Genomic DNA, 24,915 nt, shown 5'->3' with positions numbered 1-24,915 from the left:
ATCCGGTTTTTTTCGGGGTTAATGCCTGTCAGTGCTCGCGCGGGCTTTCAGCGCAGGCGGCCCTATACTTTTTTACAGGCTCTTTCCTGACATGATGGATATCAACGAGATTCGCGAATATTTGCCTCACCGCTACCCGTTCCTGCTGGTGGACCGTGTGACGGAGATGGACGTCGAGGCCAAGCGCGTTCGTGCCTACAAGAACGTGACCATCAACGAACCGTTCTTCAATGGGCATTTTCCACAGCATCCGATCATGCCAGGCGTGCTGATCATCGAAGCCATGGCGCAGGCGGCCGGTCTGCTTGGTTTCAAGATGATGGGCGTCAAGCCAGCCGATGGCACGCTTTACTATTTCGTCGGCTCTGACAAGCTGCGCTTCCGTCAGCCGGTGGTTCCGGGCGATCAGCTGGTCCTGGAAGCTTCCTTCATCAGCGCCAAACGCGGCATCTGGAAGTTCGATTGTCGTGCCAGCGTCGAGGGCAAGCCGGTCTGCTCGGCAGAAATCATCTGCGCGGAACAGAAGATATGAGTTTGATCGACCCTCGCGCCATCATCGACCCTGCGGCTCGCTTGGCGGATGACGTCCAGGTCGGCCCATGGTCGATCATTGGTCCGGACGTCGAAATTGGCGAGGGTACGGTGATCGCGTCGCATGTGGTCATCAAAGGGCCGACCCGTATCGGTCGGCACAATCGCATCTATCAGTTCTCCTCGGTTGGCGAAGATACGCCGGATCTGAAGTACAAGGGTGAGCCGACGCGCCTGGTGATTGGCGATCACAACGTGATTCGCGAGGGTGTCACCATCCATCGCGGCACCGTGCAGGATCGCTCCGAAACCACCCTCGGTGATCACAACCTGATCATGGCTTATGCTCACATCGGCCACGACAGCGTGATCGCCAATCATTGCATTCTGGTCAACAACACCGCGCTGGCCGGTCACGTCCATGTGGGCGACTGGGCCATTCTCTCCGGTTACACCCTGGTGCATCAGTTCTGCCATATCGGCGCCCATAGTTTTTCCGGCATGGGCACGGCAATCGGCAAGGATGTACCGGCGTTTGTCACCGTGTTCGGCAATCCGGCTGAGGCGCGCAGCATGAACTTCGAGGGCATGCGTCGTCGTGGCTTCAGCGCCGAAGCCGTTCACGCCCTGCGCAACGCTTACAAGGTCGTCTACCGCAAGGGGTTGACCGTGGAGGCCGCACTCACCGAGCTGGCCGAAAGTGCAGCGGAATTCCCCGAGGTTGCGATCTTCCGCGACTCGATCCAGGCTTCAACTCGTGGCATCACCCGCTGAGATGAACCGGCCGCTCAGGGTTGCCTTGGTAGCCGGGGAGTCCTCCGGTGACATCCTTGGTGCGGGCCTGATGCAGGCGCTGAAGGCTCAGCACGCGAATGTCGAATTCATCGGGGTCGGCGGCTCGCGCATGCAGGCCGAAGGGTTGCAGTCGTACTTTCCGCTCGAGCGTCTGGCAGTGATGGGCCTGGTCGAAGTGCTCGGTCGTTTGCCGGAGCTGCTGGCCCGCCGCAAACGCCTGGTGGACACGCTGATCCAGCAGCGGCCGGATGTATTCATCGGCATCGACGCACCGGACTTCAATCTCGGGCTTGAGCTCAAGCTGCGCCGCGCCGGAATCAAGACCGTGCACTACGTCAGTCCGTCGGTCTGGGCCTGGCGTCAGAAGCGGGTACTGAAGATCCGTGACGCCTGCGATCTGATGCTCACGCTGTTTCCGTTCGAGGCCAGGTTCTACGACGAGCACCAGGTACCTGTTCGCTTCGTCGGTCATCCCCTGGCTGATGCCATTCCGCTTTGCGCCGATCGTGCCGCGGCGCGGCAAGCGCTCGGATTGCCAGCGGATGGCCTGGTCGTCGCGCTGATGCCCGGTAGCAGGGGCGGCGAAGTCGCTCGACTGGGGGGGCTGTTCCTTTCCGCTGCCGAGCGGTTGCGCGCCATGCGTCCCGGGATTCGTTTTGTCATGCCTTGCGCCAGCCCCGAGCGGCGGCTGCAGCTTGAGCAGATGCTGGTTACTCGTGATTTGCCGCTGACCCTGCTCGATGGCCGGTCCCATGAGGCATTGGCCGCCTGCAACGCCGTGTTGATTGCTTCCGGTACGGCAACGCTTGAGGCGCTGTTGTTCAAACGTCCTATGGTGGTGGCCTACAGCGTAGCGCCAATGACTTACCGCATCCTCCGGCGGCTGGTGAAGAGCCCCTATGTTGCGCTTCCCAACCTGCTGGCCCAGCGTCTGCTGGTTCCCGAGTTGCTGCAGGACGCCGCTACCCCCGAAGCGCTTGCGCAGTCTCTGTCGCCACTGCTGGACGATGGTGACGTGCAGACCGAAGGCTTCGACAGTATTCATCGCACCCTGCGTTGCGATGCGTCGAGTCAGGCCGCCGATGCCGTGTTGCGCCTGGTTGGCGTTCGTTGATGCAGTTCGGACTCGATTTCAATCTGGTCGAAGAGCTGGTTGCCGGCGTCGACGAGGTCGGGCGCGGGCCGCTGTGTGGTCCTGTAGTGACCGCCGCAGTGATCCTCGATCCGGCGCGTCCGATCGAAGGCCTCAACGACTCGAAAAAGCTGAGCGAAGCCCGTCGTGAAGCGTTGTTCGACGAGATCTGCGAAAAGGCGGTGGCGTGGTGCATTGCCCGAGCGGAGGTCGAAGAGATCGATCAGCTGAATATCCTTCACGCCACGATGCTCGCCATGCAGCGTGCGGTTGATGGACTGAGTGTCACGCCGCGGCTGGCACTCATCGATGGCAATCGCTGCCCTCAGCTGAACGTGCCCAGCGCACCGGTGATCCAGGGCGACGGTCAGGTGCCGGCTATCGCTGCGGCATCCATCCTGGCCAAGGTCAGTCGTGACCGCGAAATGCAGGCCCTGGATCTCTGCTATCCGGGTTATGGGCTGGCCGGGCACAAGGGTTATCCGACTCCAAGCCATCTGGAGGCGCTTCGTCGGCTAGGACCAACGCCCATTCATCGGCGCTCTTTCGCCCCAGTGCGTACGCTGCTTGAGCAGGCAGTTGTCGAGACTGACATCCCGGCCAGCGTGCTGCTGGTCTAGCTGGTAACTGTACGCGGGCCAGCCAGGTGCTTCATGAGGTCCTGGGCCGCCGAACACCCTTTTGCCGTGCCGGCTACCGCTAGCGCGGTCGCCAGCCCGTCCGTGCTTTCCGGTACAATCCCGCCCTTGTCGTTCTGCCAGCTCAAGGTCTGTTCATGCCTGTTTCCTTCGTCCATCTACGTCTGCATACCGAGTACTCGCTGGTCGATGGGCTGGTTCGGGTCAAGCCGCTGATCAAGGCGGTCGCGGCAGGTGGCATGCCGGCAGTGGCGGTGACCGACATGAGCAATATGTGCTCGCTGGTCAAGTTCTATAAAGCCGCGCAGGGCGCCGGCATAAAGCCGATTTGCGGTGCCGATATCTGGATGGCTGGTTGTGACGAGGACGGTCCTCTCAGCCGCTTGACCTTGCTGGCGATGAATCCCAAGGGGTATCGCAATCTCACCGAGTTGATCTCTCGCGGCTGGACCGAAGGCCAGCGCAACGATCTGGTGATCATCGAGCGCGACTGGGTCAAGCAGGCCGCCGAAGGTGTGATCGCCTTGTCTGGCGCCAGGGAGGGAGAGGTCGGCCAGGCGCTGCTCAATGGCGACGAACCACTGGCCGAATCGCGTCTGGCTGAATGGCGCGATGTGTTTGCCGATCGCTTCTACCTGGAAGTTCAGCGCACCAGCCGGGTCAATGACGAAGAGTATCTGCACGCTGCAGTCGCGCTCGCCGAGCGCAGCGGTACGCCGCTGGTCGCGACGAACGACGTGCGTTTCCTCAAGCAGGAAGACTTCGAGGCCCACGAGACCCGCGTATGCATCGGTGAAGGCCGAACACTGGACGATCCGCGGCGGCCGCGTACCTACTCTGATCAGCAGTATCTGAAGACTCCGGCAGAGATGGCCGAGCTGTTCAGCGACCTCCCCGAGGCGCTGGAAAACACCGTCGAGATCGCCAAGCGCTGCAACATCGAAGTGCAGTTGGGTACCTACTTCCTGCCGAACTTCCCCGTGCCCGAGGGCATGACCATCGACGACTACCTGCGTCAGGTGTCGTTCGAAGGGCTGGAAGAACGCCTTGAGGTGCTGCTACCCAAGGACACTCCTGACTACGAGGCGAAGAAGCAGGTCTACATCGATCGCCTAGAGTTCGAGCTGGGCACCATCATCCAGATGGGCTTCCCCGGTTACTTCCTGATCGTTATGGACTTCATCAAGTGGGCGAAGAACAACGGCGTACCGGTCGGCCCAGGCCGTGGCTCGGGTGCCGGCTCACTGGTCGCCTACGTGCTGAAGATCACCGACCTCGATCCGCTGGCCTATGACCTCCTGTTCGAGCGCTTCCTCAACCCCGAACGTATTTCCATGCCCGACTTCGACGTCGACTTTTGCATGGATGGTCGCGACCGGGTCATCGATTACGTGGCCGAGGCATATGGCCGTAATGCGGTCAGCCAGATCATCACCTTCGGCACCATGGCGGCCAAGGCCGTGGTGCGCGACGTGGCGCGGGTGCAGGGCAAGTCCTACGGCCTGGCTGATCGGTTGTCGAAGATGATTCCCTTCGAAGTCGGCATGACGCTGGAAAAGGCCTACGAAATGGAGGAGCCGCTGCGCGACTTCCTCGCCGTTGACGAGGACGCCCGGGAAATCTGGGAGATGGCGCTCAAGCTCGAAGGTATTACTCGCGGTACCGGTAAGCACGCCGGTGGTGTGGTGATCGCGCCAACCAAGCTCACCGACTTCGCGCCGATCGCTTGCGACGAGGAGGGTGGCGGCCTGGTGACCCAGTTCGACAAGGACGACGTCGAGCAGGCCGGTCTGGTGAAGTTCGACTTCCTCGGCCTGCGGACGCTGACCATCATCAAGTGGGCGCTGGAAACCATCAACCGCGAACAGGCCAAGAAGGGCCTGGAGCCGATCAACATCGACTTCATCCCGCTGGATGACAAGCCAACCTACCAGTTGCTGCAGAAGGCCGAGACCACCGCGGTTTTCCAGCTCGAATCCCGCGGTATGAAGGAGTTGATCAAAAAGCTCAAGCCCGACTGCCTGGAAGACCTGATCGCACTGGTGGCGCTGTTCCGTCCCGGTCCGTTGCAATCGGGCATGGTGGACGACTTCATCAACCGCAAGCACGGGCGTGCCGAAGTCTCCTATCCACACCCGGACTACCAGTACGCCGGGCTGGAGCCAGTGCTCAAGCCCACCTACGGCATCATCCTGTACCAGGAACAGGTGATGCAGATCGCACAGGTCATGGCCGGCTATACGCTGGGTGGTGCGGACATGCTGCGCCGCGCCATGGGCAAGAAGAAGCCCGAGGAGATGGCCAAGCAGCGCGGTGGTTTCATCGAAGGCTGTTCCAACAATGGCATCGATAAAGAACTCTCAGGCAACATCTTCGACCTGGTAGAGAAGTTCGCCGGTTACGGTTTCAACAAGTCGCACTCGGCGGCCTACGGTCTGGTTTCCTACCAGACGGCCTGGCTCAAGGCGCACTACCCGTCGCCGTTCATGGCTGCCGTGCTCTCGGCGGATATGCACAATACCGACAAGGTGGTGATCCTTATCGAGGAATGCCGCAGCATGAAGCTGCGCATCGACCCGCCCGATGTGAACATTTCCGAGTTCAAGTTCACCGTCAACGATGACGGCCGTATCGTCTATGGCCTAGGTGCAGTCAAGGGCGTGGGCGAGGGGCCGGTCGAGGCCATCGCTGAATGTCGTGCCGAAGGTGGGTCATTCAAGGACCTGTTCGACTTCTGCGCGCGGATCGACCTGAAACGGATCAACAAGCGTACCCTTGAGGCGCTGATTCGCTCCGGTGCGCTGGATCGTCTAGGTCCGTATTTCTTCGAAGAGGTCAAGGCCTATCAGGCCAACATCGACCGCAATCGGGCGGTTTTGCTGGCGGCGATGGAAGAAGCGGTGCAGGCCGCGGAGCAGACGGCGCGCAGCGCTGAGAGCGGCCACATGGACCTGTTTGGCGGCTTGTTCGCCGAGCCCGAAGCTGACGTCTACGCCAACCACCGCAAGGCGCGCGAGCTGTCTCTGAAGGAGCGTCTGAAAGGTGAAAAGGACACCCTAGGCCTCTATCTCACTGGTCACCCGATCGATGAATACGAGGGCGAGGTGCGCCGCTTCGCACGCCAGCGCATCGTCGATCTACGTCCGGCGCGTGGCGAGCAGACCATTGCCGGCCTGATCGTCAATCTGCGGGTAATGAAGAACAAGAAGGGCGACAAGATGGGTTTCATCACCCTGGATGACCGCTCGGGGCGCATCGAGGCGTCACTGTTCGCCGAGGCTTTCAATACTGCTCAGGCGTTGTTGCAAACCGATGCGCTGGTCGTGGTGGAGGGCGAGGTAAGCAACGATGACTTTTCCGGTGGCCTGCGGCTGCGCGCCAAGCGGGTGATGAGCCTGGAAGAGGCGCGCACCGGGCTCGCCGAAAGTCTACGGGTCAAGGTCGCTGGTGAAGCGCTCAAGGGTGAGCGCATGCGTTGGCTGGCTGAGGTCTGTGGCCGTCATCGCGGGGCCTGCCCGATTACGCTGGAGTACACCGGTCGTGACGCGCGTGCCCTGCTGCAGTTCGGTGAAGCCTGGCGGATCGACCCGGCCGACAACTTGATTCAGGCATTGCGTGACCAGTTCGGACGCGACAACGTCTTCCTGCAATACCGATAGAGGGCCGCGGCCCGGAAGGTCGCCGATGGCGCTTTCCGGGTCCGACCCGAACGGCCCGGTGATGACCGGGTCATGGTTCAGAACAATTTTTGTTCGACCTGAATGCGCCTGTCCCGTAAGGTAAGGCGCAAAAAACGGAACAGCCTCCCGGCCGCCTGGCCGTCGACGCATGACGGATGCCTATGAACCCGAATTTCCTGGATTTCGAACAGCCGATCGCCGACCTGCAAGCCAAGATCGAAGAATTGCGCCTGGTTGGTAACGACAACTCGCTGAACATCGGCGATGAGATTGCCCGCCTGCAGGACAAGAGCGAATCGCTCACCGAAAGCATCTTCGGCAATCTGACCAGCTGGCAGATCGCCCGCCTGGCTCGCCACCCGCAGCGCCCCTACACCCTCGACTACATCAATCACCTGTTCAGCGAGTTCGAAGAGCTGCACGGTGATCGCCACTTCTCCGATGACGCCGCTATCGTGGGCGGTACTGCGCGTCTGGACGGACAGCCGGTGATGATCATCGGTCATCAGAAGGGCCGTGAGGTGCGCGAGAAGGTACGCCGTAACTTCGGCATGCCGCGCCCCGAGGGTTACCGAAAGGCGTGCCGTCTGATGGAGATGGCCGAGCGCTTCAAGATGCCGATCCTGACCTTCATCGACACCCCGGGCGCCTATCCGGGTATCGATGCCGAAGAGCGCAACCAGAGCGAGGCCATTGCCTGGAACCTGCGCGTCATGGCACGTCTGAAGACGCCGATCATTGCCACCGTGATCGGTGAGGGCGGTTCTGGCGGAGCCCTGGCTATTGGCGTCTGCGACCAGCTGAACATGCTGCAGTATTCCACCTACGCGGTGATTTCGCCGGAAGGCTGCGCCTCGATTCTCTGGCGCACCGCCGAGAAGGCACCTGAAGCGGCCGAGGCCATGGGTGTGACGGCTGAGCGTCTCAAGGACCTGGGCATCGTCGACAAGGTGATCCCGGAGCCTCTGGGCGGCGCCCACCGCAATCCTGCCGTCATGGCTGCGGCCATGCGTGAGCAGCTGAACAGCCAGCTGCATATGCTCAAGTCGCTGGATACCGATGCGCTGCTCGCGCGCCGCTATGAGCGCCTGATGAGCTACGGTATCGCCTGATCCGTCACGCCTGATCCGCGTCTCGATTTCGCCGTTCGAAATCGAGACGCGAAAGCCAGTGGGTTGATCGCCCCCAACGTCCTATCGCTGCTTCTGCCGCCGGGCTTTATGCTTGCCGTCAACGCCGGTCATCGAAGCGCTCGTATGTCCCTCGACTCCCTCCTGCTTTCAGCTCTCGCACCTTGGCGTGGTTCACCGACGTGGTGGGTCGCGTTGTCTGGTGGTCTTGATTCGACCGTCCTGTTGCATTTGCTGGTACGGCTCGCTGGACAGCATGAGTTGCCTGCGATTCGCGCGATCCATGTGCATCATGGTCTGCAAGCCGCTGGTGAGGGCTGGCCGGCGCATTGCCAGGCGATCTGCGACGGTTTAGGAGTTCCTTTGCAAATGGTCCGCGTGAAGGTCGTGCCTGGCGCAAGCCTGGAGCGTGCGGCGCGCGAGGCTCGCTATGAAGCGTTCTCCGAATGCCTGAGGGAGGGCGAGCTGCTCCTGACAGGTCAACACCGTGACGATCAGGCCGAAACTGTGCTGTTTCGTCTGCTTCGTGGGGCTGGCGTGCGCGGTCTGGCAGCGATGCCGGTGGAGCGGTCGCTAGGTCTGGGCAGACTGGTGAGACCGCTTCTCGGCGTATCGCGCATCGAACTCGAGGCGTACGCCCGGCGCAACGCATTACGCTGGGTCGAGGATCCGAGCAATCAGGATCACAACTATTCGCGCAATTTTCTGCGCCGCGAGGTCATGCCGCTTTTAAAGCGGCGCTGGCCGCAGGCGGCTTCGAGTATGGCTCGAGCAGCGGCTCATATGACTGAAGCGCAGCAACTGCTGGACGAGCTGGCGCAACAGGATCTGCTCATTGCGAACATGGCCAGCGCTTTTGAGTGGCTGCGCCTGCCCAGCCTTGCGCTACCGCCGTTGCGAGCATTGACGCCGGTGCGTCAGCGCAACGCGCTACGTCATTGGCTGGCGAGCTTCACGCTGGCGCCGGATGAGGATCACTGGGCCGGCTGGGCGTCGCTGCTGAATGCCCGGCCGGATGCCACGCCGCGATGGTGCTTGGCAGGGGGCGAGCTGCAGCGCACTGGCGAGCGGGTCTGGTGGCTGCCCGATAGCTGGCTTGAGCCGGTTGTCGAGCCGATCGACTGGTCGGATCCGTCCACAGCCCTGGATCTCCCAGGCAATGGCATGCTTCGAGGGGAGGGTGAGCCACCTGCCGGTAAACTCCAGGTCCGCTATCGGCACGGTGGCGAGGCGCTTCTCGTGCCTGGCCGCGGCCGGCGCGACCTGAAACGTCTGCTTAACGAGGCTGGCGTTCCCCATTTTGCGCGCAGTCGTCTGCCATTGCTTTACTGCAATGATGAACTGATCGGCGTAGCCAATCTGCCACTCCTGGCTAACGGGCGGTTCGCCCTGTATTGGTGCGTGCCGGACTTCTAAGTGGTTTGAGCTGATAAGGCCTTTCCGGTAGACTACGCTCCCGTCTCAATACAGCTTCTGCGGTTTCTTCGAATCCGTGGCAGTTGCGCTATTGCCGCTCGCGAGCAATGGCATCTTCGCTTTCCCCCGGCGGCGCCGGCCGCTTAACGCAGACTTCTAGGGTTTTTCATGACGCGCTACATCTTCGTCACGGGTGGTGTTGTTTCTTCATTGGGGAAAGGCATCGCCTCGGCTTCATTGGCGGCCATCCTGGAGGCGCGGGGCCTGAAGGTCACGATGCTCAAGCTTGACCCTTACATCAACGTCGATCCGGGCACCATGAGCCCGTTCCAGCACGGCGAGGTGTTCGTCACCCACGACGGCGCCGAGACCGATCTCGATCTGGGGCACTACGAGCGGTTCATCCGCACCCGCATGACCCAGAACAACAACTTCACCACCGGTCGCGTATACGAAGACGTGCTGCGCCGAGAGCGCCGGGGTGATTACCTGGGTGCGACCATTCAGGTCATTCCGCACATCACCGACGAGATCAAGCGTCGCATCATCAAGGGCGCCGGCGATGCCGACGTTGCCCTGGTTGAAGTCGGCGGCACCGTCGGGGACATCGAGTCGCAGCCGTTCCTTGAGGCGATTCGCCAGTTGCGCGTCGAAGTGGGCGCCAAGCGCGCCATGCTGATGCACCTGACGCTGGTGCCCTACATCGCCACTGCCGGCGAAACCAAGACCAAGCCCACGCAGCATTCGGTGAAGGAGCTGCGCTCCATCGGCCTGCAGCCTGACGTACTGGTCTGCCGCTCCGATCGTGCCATCGACGTTTCCTCGCGGCGTAAGATTGCGCTGTTCACCAACGTCGAAGAGCGCGCGGTGATCAGCCTTCCGGACGCCGATACGATCTACAAGATTCCAGGCATCCTGCATGCCCAGGGCCTCGATGACTACGTGGTCGAGCGCTTTGGCCTGGAGTGTCGTGGTGCCGATCTCTCCGAATGGGATCGTGTCGTCGATGCCAAGCTGCACCCGGAGAAGGAAGTCACCATCGCCATGGTCGGTAAGTACATGGAACTTCTGGACGCCTACAAATCTCTGATCGAGGCGATGAGCCACGCTGGCATCCAGAGCCGTACCAAAGTGAACCTGCGTTATATCGACTCCGAAGAGATCGAGAATCAGGGCACCAGCCTGCTGGAAGGTGTCGACGCCATTCTCGTGCCGGGCGGTTTCGGCCTGCGCGGCGTCGAGGGCAAGATCGCTACGGTACGTTATGCCCGTGAGAACAAGATCCCGTATCTGGGCATCTGCCTGGGTATGCAGGTCGCGGTCATCGAGTTCGCTCGTGACGTGCTGGGCTGGTCCGATGCCAACTCCACCGAGTTCGACAAGGACAGTGGTCACCCGGTGGTTGGTCTGATCACCGAATGGGAAGACGCCAGTGGCGCGGTTGAAACCCGCAGCGATAACTCTGATCTGGGTGGCACCATGCGCCTTGGCGCGCAGGAGTGCGGCCTCGAAGCCGGCTCCAACGTATTCGAGTGCTACGGCCAGGAGCGCATCGTCGAGCGCCATCGCCATCGTTACGAAGTGAACAACAACCTGCTGCCGCAATTGCAGGCAGCGGGCCTGAAGATTACCGGGCGTTCCGGCGACGGCGCGCTGGTGGAAGTGGTCGAGGCTCCGGATCATCCCTGGTTCGTTGCTTGCCAGTTCCACCCTGAATTCACCTCCACGCCGCGTGACGGCCATCCGCTGTTCAGCGGTTTCGTCAAGGCAGCGCTGGAATACAAGGCGAAGAAGGCATGAGCCAGAAGACCATCCGCGTAGGCAACATCGAGATCGCCAACGACAAGCCGTTCGTGCTGTTCGGCGGCATCAACGTGCTGGAATCCCGCGACTTGGCCATGCAGGCCTGCGAAGAGTACGTGCGGGTGACCGAGAAGCTCGGCATCCCCTACGTGTTTAAGGCCAGCTTCGACAAGGCCAATCGCTCCTCGATCACCTCGTTCCGCGGTCCGGGCCTGGAAGAAGGGATGAAGATCTTCGAGGAAGTTAAGAAGACCTTCGGCGTGCCTGTCATCACCGATGTGCACGAGCCCTGGCAGGCGCAGCCCGTCGCGGACGTCTGCGACATCATCCAGCTGCCGGCTTTCCTCTCCCGGCAGACCGATCTGGTCGTGGCGATGGCCAAGACCGGCGCGGTGATCAACATCAAGAAGGCGCAGTTCCTCGCGCCGCAGGAGATGAAGCACATCCTGCGCAAATGCGAGGAAGCCGGCAACGATCAGCTGATCCTCTGCGAGCGCGGCTCCTCCTTCGGCTACAACAATCTCGTAGTCGACATGCTCGGCTTCGGCATCATGAAGCAGTTCGAATACCCGGTGTTCTTCGATGTCACCCACGCCCTGCAGATGCCAGGCGGTCGCGCCGATTCGGCGGGTGGTCGTCGTGCCCAGGTCACCGATCTGGCCAAGGCCGGCCTGTCCCAGGGCCTGGCTGGGCTGTTCCTCGAAGCGCACCCCGATCCGGACAACGCCAAATGCGACGGCCCGTGCGCGCTGCGCCTGAACAAGCTCGAGCCTTTCCTTACCCAGCTCAAGCAGCTGGATGATCTCGTCAAGAATTTCCCGCCAATCGAAACTGCTTGAAGCCTTGCAGCTATCTACGGAGTGTTAACAACAATGGCAAAGATCGTCGACATCAAGGGGCGTGAAGTTCTCGATTCCCGTGGCAACCCCACAGTGGAAGCCGACGTGATCCTGGACAACGGCATCATCGGCAGCGCCTGCGCGCCGTCTGGTGCATCCACCGGTTCCCGCGAGGCTTTGGAACTGCGTGATGGCGACAAGAGTCGTTACCTGGGCAAGGGCGTACTGACCGCCGTAGCCAACGTAAATGGCCCGATCCGTGACCTGCTGTTGGGCAAGGACCCGCTCGATCAGAAAGCGCTGGACCAGGCGATGATCGAGCTCGACGGTACCGAGAACAAAGGCAAGCTGGGGGCCAACGCCATCCTTGCCGTGTCGCTGGCTGCCGCCAAGGCTGCTGCTCAGGCCAAGGGCGTGCCGCTGTACGCGCACATTGCCGATCTGAACGGCACCCCGGGCGTCTACTCCATGCCGGTACCGATGATGAACATCATCAACGGCGGCGAGCATGCAGACAACAACGTCGACATCCAGGAATTCATGGTCCAGCCGGTCGGCGCCAAGACCTTCGCCGACGCGCTGCGCATGGGCGCCGAGATCTTCCACCACCTGAAGGCTGTGCTGAAGGCCCGTGGCCTGAGCACCTCCGTGGGTGACGAGGGGGGCTTCGCGCCGAACCTGGCGTCCAATGAAGACGCCCTGGCCGCAATCGCCGAAGCCGTCGCCAACGCCGGCTACACGCTGGGTGATGACGTCACACTGGCTCTGGACTGCGCTTCCTCCGAGTTCTTCAAGGACGGCAAGTACGACCTGGCCGGCGAAGGCAAGGTGTTCGACGCTGCCGGATTCGCCGACTACCTGGCCGGTCTGAGCCAGCGCTATCCGATCATCTCCATCGAAGATGGCATGGACGAATCCGATTGGGCCGGTTGGAAGGTGCTGACCGACAAGATCGGCGACAAGGTGCAACTGGTCGGTGACGACCTGTTCGTGACCAACACCAAGATCCTCAAGCGCGGCATCGACGAGAAGATCGGTAACTCGATCCTGATCAAGTTCAACCAGATCGGCTCGCTGACCGAGACTCTGGAAGCCATTCAGATGGCCAAGGCTGCTGGTTATACCGCGGTGATTTCGCACCGTTCCGGTGAGACCGAGGACAGCACCATCGCCGACCTGGCCGTGGGTACTGCCGCTGGTCAGATCAAGACCGGTTCGCTGTGCCGTTCGGACCGCGTGTCCAAGTACAACCAGCTGCTGCGTATCGAAGAGCAGCTGGCCGGCAAGGCACCGTACAAGGGTCGCGCCGAATTCCGCGGCTGATCCGCGGTACTTAAAAAAGGGCGGCGCAAGTCGCCCTTTTTTGTTTCAATCGCTCCGTGCCCGCGTGCAAACTCTTCGTGCCTCCAGAGCCGTCGCTGTTTGCCAATACCCGAATTTCAGCTGAAGTCGTTTCATGCCTTCTATGCGTCGCCCCTACTGGTTGTTCGTCGTACTGATACTGCTGCTGGGTGGTCTGCAGTACCGTCTCTGGGTGGGCGAGGGCAGCCTGGCTCAGGTCAATGGCCTGAACAAGCAGATCGCTGAACAGCAGGGTGAGAACGAGCGGCTCCTTGAGCGCAATCGAATCCTCGAGGCGGAGGTTCTGGAGCTCAAGCAGGGCATGGAGACCGTCGAAGAGCGGGCCCGCCAGGAACTCGGCATGGTCAAAGAGGGCGAAACCCTCTATCAGCTGATCGAATGAGCCCGCGCGATCAGCCTGCCTTCTGGGTCGTCATCCCGGCTGCCGGCGTCGGCAGTCGTATGCGCGCAGATCGTCCCAAGCAGTATCTGTTGCTGGGTGAGCGCAGCATCATCGAACACACCCTCGATTGTTTTCTGGACCACCCGGCACTTGCTGGTTTGGTGGTTTGCATTGCGCCCGACGATCCCTACTGGCCGGCGCTGCCCTGTGCTCGCGATACTCGCGTGCAGCTTGCGCCGGGCGGTCGTGAACGTTGCGATTCGGTACTCAGTGGGCTGCAGCGCCTCGATGAACTGGGCGCGAATGAGCATGACTGGGTGCTAGTGCACGACGCGGCCCGTCCCAATCTGGCGCGTGAGGATCTGGACAGGTTGCTGGCCGAGTTGGCCGATGATCCGGTCGGTGGTCTGCTGGCTGTTCCGGCGCGGGACACCCTCAAGCGCGTAGGTCCGGATGGGCGTGTGGTGGAGACGGTGGACCGCAGCGTCATCTGGCAGGCTTTCACTCCGCAGATGTTCCGCCTGGGCATGTTGTGCGACGCGCTCGAAGCTGCACTCGCGTCCCGTATGCAGGTTACCGACGAGGCGTCGGCACTGGAGTGGGCAGGTCACTCGCCTAGGGTGGTAGAAGGGCGGGCGGACAACCTGAAGGTCACCCGGCCCGAAGATCTGGAGTGGCTGGCGCAGCGCTGGAAGACAGACCGCGAGTCTTGAGAACGGGCAGGGGTTGCCTGCCCGCCATTTACATCAGAAGCGATAGATCGCCGCCGCGCCGGTGCCGGTCGGCATCCGTTCGGTCGGTACCACAACCACGTCTCCACCTTGCTCGAGTGTCCAGATGGTCAGCTCGTCCAGAAGATCGGGTGTGTTGACGTCATCTTCGCTGGTCGGCGTTGCCGTTCCGTCAGTTTTGTCGACATGGCCGGGAATCTGCCGCTCGGCCTCCACCAGCAAGGTGGCGACCCGGCCTTGTCGGGTGGCCTGACCGATATCCTCGAGGTGGTCGGATGCCAGCCCCTGGCCATGGGATGCGCCGAACTGGTTGAGCAAGCCTTCCAGGCGCTTGAGATAGCGCGGCTGCATCACCATCCAGCTTTTCTCACGCAGCTCATTGACGCTCAATGCGTTCTGGCCGGTCTCGATGCCCTCCGGCAGCAGGCAGTCATTGTGGCTGAGGCGTCGGAAGTGCGACTGCTGCTCGGGCAGAGCGGCGAGGATCAGCGGCAGGCCGGATGGGCGCGAGTGATGTTCGGTGATGGCGCGATCGACTTCGCGAAAGTAGCGATCACGGTCCCGGTCGATCTCCGCCTGCTTGCCGCTGCCGCCGGCCTCCACCTGCATCGGGTCGCCGCGTTCGCTGGAGCGGCCATAACCCTGGGGAAACCCACTTTGACCCTTCTCGGTGAGGTCGCTGCCCAAGGCGTCGGCGAGTGTCCGGGGCACACCGTCGTGCAGCTTCACCTCGTCGAGGGCATCACGGTTGCCCTCGAACAAGCGTACCGAGTCACGCGAGAGGCAGAGGATCTGAAAGCGGTCGGCTGACTGTGCAATGCGTACCAGCGGTTTGAGGTGCATGCGCGCGTTGGCCACCGCCATTTCCGGCACGCTGCGTTGCAGTCGATAGACCTGGAAGTAGTCCTTGGCGGCAAAAGCGGCCAGGCCGTCGAGGCTGTGGTTCCAGAAGTCACTGTTATCGATCAGGGCGTAGAACGGCTCGAGCAGGGTGTGTGCCTTGTCGCCATGGCCTTGCTGCTTGAGTGATTCTTCCAGCTGCTTGACCAGGTGCTTGAAGCGGATCGGGTCCTGCTGACGCTCGGGAAAGCTGCGATGAGTGGGTTGGTACACGGACAGGCAGGGCCCGTCTCGTTTTGACAGCAGTTTGGTCAGGGTTTCGCGGTCGAGCAGTCGGTTCATGCGTGGCCTCCAGTAGCGGTGGTTCGGTCCCTCGCAGAAGTGTCGATGGCGCGCTCATTGGCCATCGAGGGCCAGTCAGTGGCGGTTGATCTTGTCCAGAACGTGGCTCAGTGCGTGGTTCAGCTTCTCCGCGGCGCCGTTGATTGCCAGGTCCAGCGTTTCGGCCTTGTGGGTGGCCGAGATGGGGTCGTGACCCTTGACCCTCGCCTCCATCTGGCAGCGCTTGTCATGGGGACCGCTCTTGCTGCTGTTTTCGTCGTTGAGATGGACCTCGACTCGGGTCAGGTGATCATCGAAGCGCTCCAGTTCGGTCTCGACCGTGGCCTTCACTCGTTCTTCCAGATCGGCGGTGACGCTGATGCTGTGGTTACTGTTCACCAGAACCTGCATGGTTTCCTCCTGATTGCAGCGCTGCGCTCATCCAGCGCGGGCGGCTCGAAGAGCAGCAGCTACACAGGGTACGACGTGGGGGATTAAGGCGGGTTCCGCGTCATTAGAGGCGTCTGACGCGCGGTTCAGTGCCCGTTCCGGTCGCCGGTCCTGGCGTACTCCGAACGCTTGGCAAGACCGGTCTTGAGGGCCTCGACCAAGAGCCGAACTTTCGGTAGCGGGTAGCGCCGTTGCGGGTAAACCGCCCACACGGCGGTATCTGGCGGCTGATTGCTTTCCAGTAGCGAAACCAGCTCGCCTCGAAGCAGCGGCTCTTGCACGTAGTAGTCCGGCAGCTGGCACAGGCCAAAGCCACGCAGGGCTGCATCCAGCACCGCCTCGCCACTGTTGCAGCGCCAGTTGCCGCTGGGCTTGAAGTGCTGCTCGCGGCCCTCGATCTGAAACGACCAGATGTCGCTCGTGCCGATCAGGCAGTTGTGTCGCGCCAGCTCCGACAGGGTGTGTGGCCGTCCGTAGCGTTCCAGGTAGCTCGGTGCAGCGCACAGATACATTGCTCGCGGCGCGATGCGGGTGGCGACCAGGCGCGACTCGCCGAGTTTGCCGAGGCGGATGGCCAGGTCGTAGCCCTCCTGAACCAGATCGAGGGTGCGGTTGGACAGCTCGATATCGACGCGCAGTTGCGGATGCTGGGCCATGAATTCGTTCACCAGCGGCACGATGAAGCGCTCGCCATAGGCCACCGCAGCGGTCATGCGTAACAGCCCGGTCGGTGCGCTGTGCAGATCGCTGATGGCCAGAAAGGCTTCGTCACGTTCCTCGATCAAGCGCTGGCAGCGGGTGAAGAAGGTATGCCCGGCCTCGGTCAGCGAGACGCGGCGGGTGGTGCGATAGAGCAAACGCGCTTGCAGGCGTTCTTCAAGGCGCGCGACCTGTCGGCTGACATGCGAGGATGAAACCCGCAGCCGCTCAGCGGCGCGCATGAAGCTGCCGCATTCGGCGACAGCCACGAATTCGTCAAGGCCTTCCCAGCGGCTCATGGGTTCTCCGGTGTCAGATTCCAGCAAGCGGGTTGCAAAGATCCTAACGTGATGAGCGCCGATTGTCCCTCAACAGCAATAATGTTTTCCCGAGGCCATCGTTAATCCCCGTTTGGCCATGAATTACACTCTCTGCTTTCCAATCACATCGAGAGTGATGTCCATGACCATCAAGTCGCGCGCCGCCGTTGCCTTCGGCCCCAACCAGCCTCTGCAGATCGTGGAAGTGGACGTAGCCCCACCCAAGGCTGGCGAAGTCCTGATCCGCATCGTCGCCACCGGTGTGTGCCACACCGATGCTTACACGCTCTCGGGCGAGGATTCGGAAGGCGTGTTTCCGTGCATCCTCGGTCACGAGGGCGGCGGCATCGTCGAGGCGGTGGGCGAGGGCGTCACCTCGGTTGCCGTCGGCGATCACGTGATTCCGCTCTATACCGCCGAATGCCGGCAGTGCAAGTTCTGCAAGTCGGGCAAGACCAACCTCTGCAGCTCGGTTCGCGCCACTCAGGGCAAGGGCCTGATGCCCGACGGCACCACCCGCTTCAGCTATCAGGGCGAGCCGATTTACCACTACATGGGCTGCTCGACCTTCTCCGAGTACACCGTGCTGCCGGAAGTCTCGGTGGCGAAGATCCCGAAAGAGGCCCCGTTGGAAAAAGTCTGCCTGCTCGGTTGCGGCGTCACCACCGGTATCGGTGCCGTGCTCAACACTGCGAAGGTGGAAGAGGGGGCGACCGTGGCGATATTCGGCCTGGGCGGCATCGGTCTGGCAGCGATCATCGGTGCGAAGATGGCCAAGGCCAGCCGGATCATTGCCATCGACATCAATCCGGGCAAGTTCGCCATTGCCGAAGAACTGGGCGCCACCGATTTCGTCAATCCGAAGGACTACGACAAGCCGATCCAGGACGTGATCGTCGAGATGACCGACGGCGGCGTCGACTATTCCTTCGAGTGCGTTGGCAACGTTCAACTGATGCGCGCGGCGCTCGAGTGCTGCCACAAGGGCTGGGGCGAATCGACCATCATCGGCGTAGCCGGTGCGGGGCAGGAGATCAGTACCCGTCCGTTCCAGCTGGTCACGGGACGCGTCTGGCGCGGTTCGGCGTTCGGCGGCGTGAAGGGTCGTACCGAGCTGCCGAGCTATGTGGAGAAGGCGCAGAGCGGCGAGATTCCACTGGATACCTTCATTACCCACAACATGCCCCTGGACCAGATCAACGAAGCGTTCGACCTGATGCACGAAGGCAAGAGCATCCGGACCGTCATTCACTTCTGATCCCAGGGTGGATAACGCTGTCGCCAGACGGCTTGTCCACCTCGACCGGTGGAAGCCCGCGGTTTCCACCATCGCGAGGCCTGTTCATGACCCTTGAAATCGTTTCCAGCAACAAGAGCTTCGGCGGCTGGCACAAGCGCTATCGCCACCGTTCCAGCAGCCTTGCCTGTGACATGGTATTCGCCGTGTATCTGCCGCCGCAGGCGGAGCAGGGCGAAAAGCTGCCGGTGCTGTACTGGCTGTCGGGGCTGACCTGCACCGATGAGAACTTCATGCAGAAGGCCGGGGCGTTGCGGCTAGCTGCCGAGCTCGGCCTGATCATTGTCGCGCCGGATACCAGTCCACGCGGCGCCGGGGTGCCGGACGATCCCGATGGGGCCTGGGACTTCGGCCTTGGCGCTGGCTTCTACCTCAACGCCACCCAGGAACCCTGGGCTCAGCATTACCGGATGTACGACTACGTGGTCGACGAGCTGCCGGCACTGGTCGAGGCGAACTTCCCTGTCTCCGACCGCCGGGGCATCAGCGGGCATTCGATGGGTGGCCACGGCGCGCTGGTCTGCGCGCTGAAGAATCCCGGTCGCTACCAGTCGCTTTCGGCTTTCGCACCCATCAGCAATCCGCTCAACTGCCCGTGGGGCGAGAAGGCGTTCAGCCGCTACCTGGGCGCCGACCGTTCGCGCTGGCGCGAGTGGGATGCCTGCGCGCTGATTGCCGATGCCGGCGAGAAGCTGCCGATGCTGGTCGATCAGGGCGATCGCGATGACTTCATGGAGGGTCAGCTCAAACCGCAGGCGCTGCGTGCCGCTGCGGACGCTGTCGGGCACCCGCTGACGCTGCGCATCCAGCCGGGCTATGACCATAGCTACTACTTCATCGCCAGCTTTATCGATGATCACCTGCGTCATCATGCCGAGGCGCTGAAGGCGTAGGGTGGGTGACGGTGGAGCCTCAGCCGCGCGTCCGGTTCGGCTCGCCGCGCTGGTCGATACGTCAGGTGCCTGTGCGGCAGGAATAAAAAAGGCCCGTCCGGACATGCCGGTCGGGCCTTTCCATCGCCAGGAGCTTAGAGCGACGGATAATCGGTATAGCCAGCCGGGCCCTGGGCGTAGAACAGCTCGGGTTTCGGCTCGTTCAGCGGTGCGTCCTGACGCAGGCGCTCAACCAGATCCGGGTTGGCGATGTACGGGATGCCGAAGGCCACGGCATCGGCCTTGCCCTCAGCCAGCCAGGCGTTGGCCTGTTCCTTGGTGAAGCGTTCGTTGGCGATATAGATGCCACCGAATATCTTCTTCAGCTGTGGGCCGAGGCTGTCTTCACCGACTTTTTCGCGAGTGCAGATGAAGGCGATACCGCGCTTGCCCAGTTCACCGGCAACGTAGCCAAAGGTCTCGGCGCGGTTGGAATCGCCCATGTCATGGGAGTCGGCACGCGGCGCCAGGTGTACGCCAACACGCCCTGCGCCCCACACGGAGATGGCCGCATCGGTCACTTCCAGCATCAGCCGGGCGCGGTTTTCCAGCGAGCCACCGTAGGCGTCACTGCGCTGGTTGGTGCTGTCCTGCAGGAACTGGTCGAGCAGATAGCCGTTCGCGCCATGAATCTCGACCCCATCGAAACCAGCTTCCTTAGCGTTCTCCGCACCCTTGCGGTAGGCCTCGACGATGCCCGGAATCTCAGCGGTTTCCAGCGCACGAGGCGTCTCGTAATCCTTCATTGGTCGCACCAGGCTGACATGGCCGGCTGGTTTGATGGCGCTGGGTGCGACCGGTAGCTGGCCGTCGAGGTAGATCGGGTCGGAGATACGGCCGACGTGCCAGAGCTGCAGGACGATCTTGCCGCCTTTGGCGTGCACTGCATCGGTGACCTTCTTCCAGCCCTGAATCTGGTCGGCGGACCAGATACCGGGGGTGTCCGGGTAGCCGACGCCCATCGGGGTCACGGAGGTGGCTTCGCTGATGATCAGGCCGGCGTCGGCGCGCTGGGCGTAGTACTCGGCAATCAGGTCGCCGGGAACGCGGCCGGGCTCGGCGCGGCAGCGGGTCAGGGGAGCCATGATGACGCGGTTGTTCAGTTCCAGATCGCCGATCTTGATCGGGTCGAAAAGTGTGGGCATAGCAATACCGCTCCTTTACTGGTGGTGCGAAAAGGGACTCAGAGTTCCTGGCCGATGCGCTCGACGAACGACTCGATGATCGCGTCGTTGCGCTTGAAGAAGTGCCACTGGCCGACCTTTTGGCTGGTGATCAGCCCGGCTTTCTGCAGGGTCGCCAGATGGGCCGATACGGTTGACTGCGACAGGCCGGCACGCTGGTCGATCTGCCCGGCACAGACGCCGTTTTCCAGCGAATGGTGCTGCTCGGAGAAATACCGCTGCGGCTCCTTCAGCCAGCGCAGGATGTCGCGACGCAGCGGGTGGGCGAGGGCCTTGATGATGTCGTCGAAGTCGTCCGGCATGGGATGGCTCTGTGCTGTATATCGGAATGAGGCGAACTATATATCGTTGTTTTCCGATATGAGATCGATTCGACTGATGGTGGTTATTGGCTGTGTCGATGATCGGGAGGTGCCGCGGACACTCAAGCAGCACCCGGCTCCTGTAGAATCGCCGCCTCGAGATTTTCAGGGTTTTGCATCTATGCGTATCGGCCACGGTTACGACGTGCACCGCTTCGGCGAGGGCGATCACATCACGCTTGGCGGCGTGCGGATTCCACACAGGTTCGGGCTGTTGGCTCATTCCGACGGTGACGTGCTGCTACATGCCTTGAGTGACGCGTTGCTCGGTGCCGCTGCGCTGGGCGATATCGGCAAGCACTTCCCGGACACCGACCCGCAATTCAAGGGCGCCGACAGCCGCGCTTTGCTGCGCCATGTGCTCGTCCAGGTCCAGGCCAAGGGATACGTCGTCGGCAATGTCGACGCCACCATCATCGCCCAGGCGCCGAAAATGGCCCCGCACATCGAACGCATGCGCGCGTTGATCGCGGCCGATCTGCAGGTCGAGCTGGACCAGGTCAACGTCAAGGCCACCACGACCGAGAAGCTGGGTTTCACTGGGCGTGAGGAGGGGATCGCCGTTCACGCGGTTGCCTTGCTGGTCCGCGCATGACCGAAGATCAGCTGCTCGGGCCGCGCGCCCATGGTGAGCCCTGTGGCAGTGCGGTGCTGAAAGCGGTTGCCGAGGATTTTCAGGTCGATGAAGTGCTCGATATCCCGCTGTCCGGCGAAGGCGAGCACCTCTGGTTGTGGGTGGAAAAGCGCAATCTGAACACCGAGGAAGCCGCCAAACGCATCGCCCGCGCCGCTGGCGTGCCGCTGAAGATGATCAGCTACGCCGGGCTCAAGGACCGCCAGGCATTGACTCGCCAGTGGTTCAGCCTGCATCTGCCGGGCAAGAGCGATCCGGATCTTGCCGCTGCCGAGAGCGGCGGCCTGGCGATCCTCAAGCGCACCCGGCATCAGCGTAAGCTGCAGCGCGGCGCGCACTCGGCCAATGGCTTCCGCCTACGCTTGACGGAGCTGCGCGGTGAACATGCCGCGCTGGATGAGCGGCTGGAGCGGATCAAGGCCTCCGGCGTGCCGAATTACTTCGGCCTGCAGCGTTTCGGCTATGAGGGCAGCAACCTGCACGGTGCACGGCACTTCGCGGCGAAAGGTGAGCTTCCGGAGCAGCGCAACATGCGTTCGCGGCTGCTTTCGGCTGGTCGTAGTTACCTGTTTAACCGTGTGCTCGCCGAACGGGTTGGGGATGGCAGCTGGGATCAGGCACGAGTAGGCGATCTCCTGGCATTCACCGACAGTCGCAGCTTTTTCCCGGCCGGGCCGGACGAGTGCGACGACCCGCGCCTGACGATTCTGGATCTGCATCCGACCGGCCCTTTATGGGGCATGGAAGGCTCTCCAGCAGGTGACGAAATTCAGGCACTGGAAAACGCCGTCGCCGAAACTGAACCCACAGTCGTCAATTGGTTGGCGCAGGCAGGAATGAAGCACGAACGGCGCATTCTTCGCCTCCCCATCGGCGGTTTGTCGTGGCATTATCCCGAGCCTGACATTCTGCAACTGGAATTCGTCCTGCCGACCGGATGCTTCGCCACCGCCGTGGTGCGTGAGCTGGTCAGCCTGGCAGGGCAGACGGACATCTGATGCGTATTCTGATCGCCAACGACGACGGGGTGTATGCACCCGGGCTCGCCGCGCTTTATGACGCGCTGGCCGACTATGCCGAGTGCAAGGTGGTAGCCCCGATCCAGGACATGAGCGGCGCCAGCAGCGCCCTTACCCTGGACCGCCCGCTTCATCCTGTCAGCATGCCGAACGGCTTCATCGGGCTGAACGGCTCGCCCACCGATTGCGTGCATCTGGGCCTGAACGGGCTGCTCGAAGAAACACCGGACATGGTGGTTTCGGGCATCAACCTCGGCGCCAATCTGGGTGACGATGTGCTCTATTCCGGCACGGTTGCTGCGGCCATCGAAGGCCGCTTCACCGGCCGCCCGGCCTTTGCCTTCTCGCTGGTCTCTCGCTCGACGGAAAACCTGCCGACCGCCGCGCATATTGCGCGCCTGCTGGTGGAGAAGCACGACCAGCTCGAAGTGCCGCCGCGCACGGTGCTCAGCGTCAACGTCCCGAACCTGCCGCTTGATCACATTCGTGGTATCCAGCTCACTCGTCTGGGACATCGCAGCCGTGCCAAGCCGCCGGTCAAACAGGCCAACCCTCGGGGCAAGGAGGGCTACTGGATATCCGTGGCCGGGGACGTCGAGGATGGCGGACCGGGTACCGATTTTCATGCGGTGATGCAGGGTTACGTATCGATTACCCCGCTGCAGCTGGATCGAACTTTTCATGAGGCCTTCAACGGTCTCGAGAGCTGGCTGGAGAACGTGCTGTGAGACATCGCGAACAAGACAGCCTGCTGCATGGGTCGGGAATGACCTCCCAACGCACCCGTGATCGCCTCATCCAGCGCCTGTACGAGGAAGGTCTTTCCAGCGCCCAGGTGCTCGAAGTCATCCGCCGCACGCCACGTCATCTGTTCGTAGACGAAGCCCTGGCGCACCGTGCCTATGAAGATACGGCGCTGCCGATCGGACACAACCAGACCATTTCCCAGCCGTTCATGGTTGCACGCATGAGCGAGCTGCTGCTGGCCGACGGGCCGCTGGACAAGGTTCTCGAAATCGGGACCGGCTCCGGCTACCAGACCGCCGTGCTGGCGCAGCTGGTCGAGCGGGTCTTCTCGGTCGAGCGCATTCAGGCGCTGCAGGACCGAGCCAAGGAGCGCCTCGCCGAACTCAAGCTGCGCAATGTGGTCTTTCGCTGGGGCGATGGTTGGGAAGGCTGGCCAGCATTGGCGCCTTACAACGGGATCATCGTCACCGCAGCGGCAGCCGATGTGCCGCAGGCCCTGCTCGATCAGTTGGCGCCCGGTGGGCGTCTGGTGATCCCGGTAGGGGCCGGCGAGGTCCAGCAACTCATGCTGATCATTCGAGAGGAGAACGGCTTTTCGCGTCATCTTCTGGATACCGTACGTTTCGTGCCGCTGCTCAATGGCCCCGTGATTTGATCATTCAGCGGAAGAAAGCATGAAAGACGCTTTATTGTTGTACGCCAAGGGCATGGCCATGGGCGCAGCGGATGTGGTGCCCGGTGTCTCGGGCGGTACGGTGGCTTTCATCACCGGCATCTACGACGAGCTGCTGCGTTCGATCAGTGCGGTGCCCTATGCCATCCGCCCGTTGCTGCGGGGGCGCGTCGCCGAGGCGTGGAAGACCGCCAACGGCAGTTTTCTGGTGGTGCTGTTTGCCGGCATCCTGACCAGCATCCTCAGCCTGGCCAGGCTGATTACCTTCCTGCTGGAAGAGCATCCGATTCCCGTTTGGTCCTTCTTCTTCGGCCTGATTCTGGTTTCCGTGCATCTGGTGGGCAAGGAGATCCAGCGGCGCAACCTGTCGCGGCTGGTGAGTTTCTGCCTGGGTATCGGTTTCGCCTACTGGATAACGGTGGCGGCCCCAGTGCAATGGGGCAGTGACGGCCTGAGCCTGTTCTTCGCCGGTGCCATCGCCATCTGCGCCATGATCCTTCCGGGGATCTCCGGCAGCTTCATCCTCGTCTTGCTGGGGCTGTATCCGGTGGTGCTGGGTGCGGTAAAGAACTTCGATATCGGCGTGATGGCGATCTTCGCTGCCGGTTGCCTGGTGGGTCTGCTCAGCTTTGCCAAGTTCCTCAGCTGGCTGCTCAAGCGCTGGCGCGACCTGACCCTGGCGTTTCTGACCGGATTGATGCTCGGCTCGCTCAACAAGGTCTGGCCGTGGAAGGAAACGCTGACCTGGCGTACCAACTCCAGCGGCGAGAACGTTCCGGTCCTGCAGCAGAATCTGCTGCCCGGCGCCTATGGCGATCTGACCGGCCAGGACCCGCAGTTGCTGCTGGCCATACTGCTGGCCGTGGGCGGCATCGTCCTGGTGCTGGGTCTCGAGTGGTTCGCCGGGCGACGCCAGCCGATGACGGAAGGCGTTTGACGCACGTGTCTATGAAAGGGAGCGGGCATTGAGGCTCACAGCAGTACGGCGGTGGATTCGC

At 62.1% G+C, this 24,915-nt stretch carries 24 protein-coding genes; 19 read left to right on the top strand and 5 right to left on the bottom strand.

Translation table 11 applies throughout. The features are described 5' to 3' along the window. The first annotated feature begins 91 nt into the window (after positions 1–91). The 12 genes from fabZ to ispD all read left to right on the top strand — a co-directional run bounded on the left by fabZ (position 92) and on the right by ispD (position 14,421). Positions 92–532, top strand: a complete 441-nt coding sequence (gene fabZ, locus LLJ08_RS13820; protein ID WP_003299359.1) for a 3-hydroxyacyl-ACP dehydratase FabZ — start codon at positions 92–94, stop codon at positions 530–532. Next, positions 529–1,305 (top strand): acyl-ACP--UDP-N-acetylglucosamine O-acyltransferase, encoded by a 777-nt coding sequence (lpxA, locus tag LLJ08_RS13815; RefSeq protein WP_228207285.1) that lies wholly within the window; start codon positions 529–531, stop codon positions 1,303–1,305. The genes fabZ and lpxA overlap by 4 nt, the downstream gene beginning before the upstream one ends. Before the next feature lies 1 nt (position 1,306). Next, the gene (gene lpxB / locus LLJ08_RS13810) at positions 1,307–2,440 is read left to right on the top strand and encodes a lipid-A-disaccharide synthase (RefSeq protein WP_228208945.1); all 1,134 of its coding nucleotides are present in this window, start codon (positions 1,307–1,309) and stop codon (positions 2,438–2,440) included. Next, positions 2,440–3,078 carry a ribonuclease HII gene (gene rnhB, locus LLJ08_RS13805; protein ID WP_041013556.1) on the top strand — a complete coding sequence of 213 codons (639 nt, stop codon included), beginning with the start codon at positions 2,440–2,442 and terminating at the stop codon, positions 3,076–3,078. Before lpxB ends, rnhB begins: the two co-directional genes overlap by 1 nt. Positions 3,079–3,233: 155 nt before the next feature. After that, the gene (gene dnaE, locus LLJ08_RS13800; RefSeq protein WP_228207284.1) at positions 3,234–6,755 is read left to right on the top strand and encodes a DNA polymerase III subunit alpha; all 3,522 of its coding nucleotides are present in this window, start codon (positions 3,234–3,236) and stop codon (positions 6,753–6,755) included. Positions 6,756–6,937: 182 nt separating this feature from the next. Beyond that, positions 6,938–7,888, top strand: coding sequence for an acetyl-CoA carboxylase carboxyltransferase subunit alpha (locus tag LLJ08_RS13795; protein WP_125897187.1), 951 nt, complete (start codon positions 6,938–6,940; stop codon positions 7,886–7,888). A 144-nt stretch (positions 7,889–8,032) separates the two neighbouring features. After that, positions 8,033–9,322 carry a tRNA lysidine(34) synthetase TilS gene (gene tilS, locus LLJ08_RS13790; RefSeq protein ID WP_228207283.1) on the top strand — a complete coding sequence of 430 codons (1,290 nt, stop codon included), beginning with the start codon at positions 8,033–8,035 and terminating at the stop codon, positions 9,320–9,322. 168 nt (positions 9,323–9,490) lie between these two features. After that, positions 9,491–11,122 (top strand): CTP synthase, encoded by a 1,632-nt coding sequence (locus LLJ08_RS13785; protein ID WP_228207282.1) that lies wholly within the window; start codon positions 9,491–9,493, stop codon positions 11,120–11,122. After that, the gene (gene kdsA, locus LLJ08_RS13780; protein WP_042925650.1) at positions 11,119–11,964 is read left to right on the top strand and encodes a 3-deoxy-8-phosphooctulonate synthase; all 846 of its coding nucleotides are present in this window, start codon (positions 11,119–11,121) and stop codon (positions 11,962–11,964) included. The genes LLJ08_RS13785 and kdsA overlap by 4 nt, the downstream gene beginning before the upstream one ends. Positions 11,965–11,997: 33 nt before the next feature. Next, the gene (gene eno, locus LLJ08_RS13775) at positions 11,998–13,287 is read left to right on the top strand and encodes a phosphopyruvate hydratase (RefSeq protein WP_014819919.1); all 1,290 of its coding nucleotides are present in this window, start codon (positions 11,998–12,000) and stop codon (positions 13,285–13,287) included. A gap of 142 nt (positions 13,288–13,429) precedes the next feature. Next, the gene (ftsB, locus tag LLJ08_RS13770; protein ID WP_014819920.1) at positions 13,430–13,708 is read left to right on the top strand and encodes a cell division protein FtsB; all 279 of its coding nucleotides are present in this window, start codon (positions 13,430–13,432) and stop codon (positions 13,706–13,708) included. Beyond that, positions 13,705–14,421, top strand: coding sequence for a 2-C-methyl-D-erythritol 4-phosphate cytidylyltransferase (ispD, locus tag LLJ08_RS13765; RefSeq protein ID WP_090518987.1), 717 nt, complete (start codon positions 13,705–13,707; stop codon positions 14,419–14,421). The genes ftsB and ispD overlap by 4 nt, the downstream gene beginning before the upstream one ends. 33 nt (positions 14,422–14,454) lie before the next feature. On the opposite strand, the gene LLJ08_RS13760 is transcribed toward ispD, so the two are convergent. The 3 genes from LLJ08_RS13760 to LLJ08_RS13750 all read right to left on the bottom strand — a co-directional run bounded on the left by LLJ08_RS13760 (position 14,455) and on the right by LLJ08_RS13750 (position 17,048). After that, positions 14,455–15,621, bottom strand: coding sequence for a baeRF3 domain-containing protein (locus tag LLJ08_RS13760; protein ID WP_014819922.1), 1,167 nt, complete (start codon positions 15,619–15,621; stop codon positions 14,455–14,457). Positions 15,622–15,696: 75 nt separating this feature from the next. Continuing rightward, on the bottom strand, positions 15,697–16,011 hold the full coding sequence (locus LLJ08_RS13755) for an HPF/RaiA family ribosome-associated protein (RefSeq protein WP_104097127.1): 315 nt from the start codon (positions 16,009–16,011) through the stop codon (positions 15,697–15,699). 125 nt (positions 16,012–16,136) lie between these two features. Next, on the bottom strand, positions 16,137–17,048 hold the full coding sequence (locus LLJ08_RS13750) for a LysR family transcriptional regulator (RefSeq protein WP_179484505.1): 912 nt from the start codon (positions 17,046–17,048) through the stop codon (positions 16,137–16,139). Positions 17,049–17,211: 163 nt separating this feature from the next. Between LLJ08_RS13750 and LLJ08_RS13745 the strand changes: the two genes are divergently transcribed. Next, the gene (locus LLJ08_RS13745) at positions 17,212–18,327 is read left to right on the top strand and encodes an S-(hydroxymethyl)glutathione dehydrogenase/class III alcohol dehydrogenase (protein WP_041754722.1); all 1,116 of its coding nucleotides are present in this window, start codon (positions 17,212–17,214) and stop codon (positions 18,325–18,327) included. An 86-nt stretch (positions 18,328–18,413) separates the two neighbouring features. Next, positions 18,414–19,259 carry an S-formylglutathione hydrolase gene (gene fghA, locus LLJ08_RS13740; RefSeq protein WP_125897194.1) on the top strand — a complete coding sequence of 282 codons (846 nt, stop codon included), beginning with the start codon at positions 18,414–18,416 and terminating at the stop codon, positions 19,257–19,259. Between the two features lie 134 nt (positions 19,260–19,393). Here the strand turns inward: fghA and LLJ08_RS13735 are convergent, their stop codons facing one another. Together LLJ08_RS13735 and LLJ08_RS13730 are read right to left on the bottom strand one after the other, a co-directional pair. Further along, positions 19,394–20,443, bottom strand: coding sequence for an alkene reductase (locus LLJ08_RS13735; RefSeq protein ID WP_228207281.1), 1,050 nt, complete (start codon positions 20,441–20,443; stop codon positions 19,394–19,396). 38 nt (positions 20,444–20,481) lie between these two features. Further along, on the bottom strand, positions 20,482–20,784 hold the full coding sequence (locus LLJ08_RS13730) for an ArsR/SmtB family transcription factor (RefSeq protein WP_003285796.1): 303 nt from the start codon (positions 20,782–20,784) through the stop codon (positions 20,482–20,484). Positions 20,785–20,965: 181 nt separating this feature from the next. On the opposite strand from LLJ08_RS13730, the gene ispF reads away from it, so the two are divergent. From ispF to LLJ08_RS13705, 5 genes are read left to right on the top strand one after another with little or no spacing between them, the layout of a single operon-like run. Then, positions 20,966–21,439 (top strand): 2-C-methyl-D-erythritol 2,4-cyclodiphosphate synthase, encoded by a 474-nt coding sequence (gene ispF, locus LLJ08_RS13725; RefSeq protein WP_221103091.1) that lies wholly within the window; start codon positions 20,966–20,968, stop codon positions 21,437–21,439. Further along, on the top strand, positions 21,436–22,476 hold the full coding sequence (gene truD, locus LLJ08_RS13720; protein ID WP_228207280.1) for a tRNA pseudouridine(13) synthase TruD: 1,041 nt from the start codon (positions 21,436–21,438) through the stop codon (positions 22,474–22,476). The genes ispF and truD overlap by 4 nt, the downstream gene beginning before the upstream one ends. After that, positions 22,476–23,225, top strand: a complete 750-nt coding sequence (gene surE, locus LLJ08_RS13715; protein WP_003299332.1) for a 5'/3'-nucleotidase SurE — start codon at positions 22,476–22,478, stop codon at positions 23,223–23,225. The genes truD and surE overlap by 1 nt, the downstream gene beginning before the upstream one ends. A gap of 38 nt (positions 23,226–23,263) precedes the next feature. After that, entirely contained in the window at positions 23,264–23,899 is a 636-nt protein-coding gene (locus LLJ08_RS13710) for a protein-L-isoaspartate(D-aspartate) O-methyltransferase (protein ID WP_003299331.1), read from the top strand. Positions 23,900–23,918: 19 nt separating this feature from the next. Next, entirely contained in the window at positions 23,919–24,854 is a 936-nt protein-coding gene (locus LLJ08_RS13705; protein ID WP_023443764.1) for a polyprenyl-phosphate transporter, read from the top strand. Positions 24,855–24,915: the final 61 nt, after the last annotated feature.

Source organism: Stutzerimonas chloritidismutans, from assembly GCF_020783375.1.
GTDB lineage: Bacteria > Pseudomonadota > Gammaproteobacteria > Pseudomonadales > Pseudomonadaceae > Stutzerimonas > Stutzerimonas kunmingensis.
The sequence above is the reverse complement of the archived record's forward strand: the minus strand, read 5'-3'. Positions and strand labels throughout refer to the sequence as shown.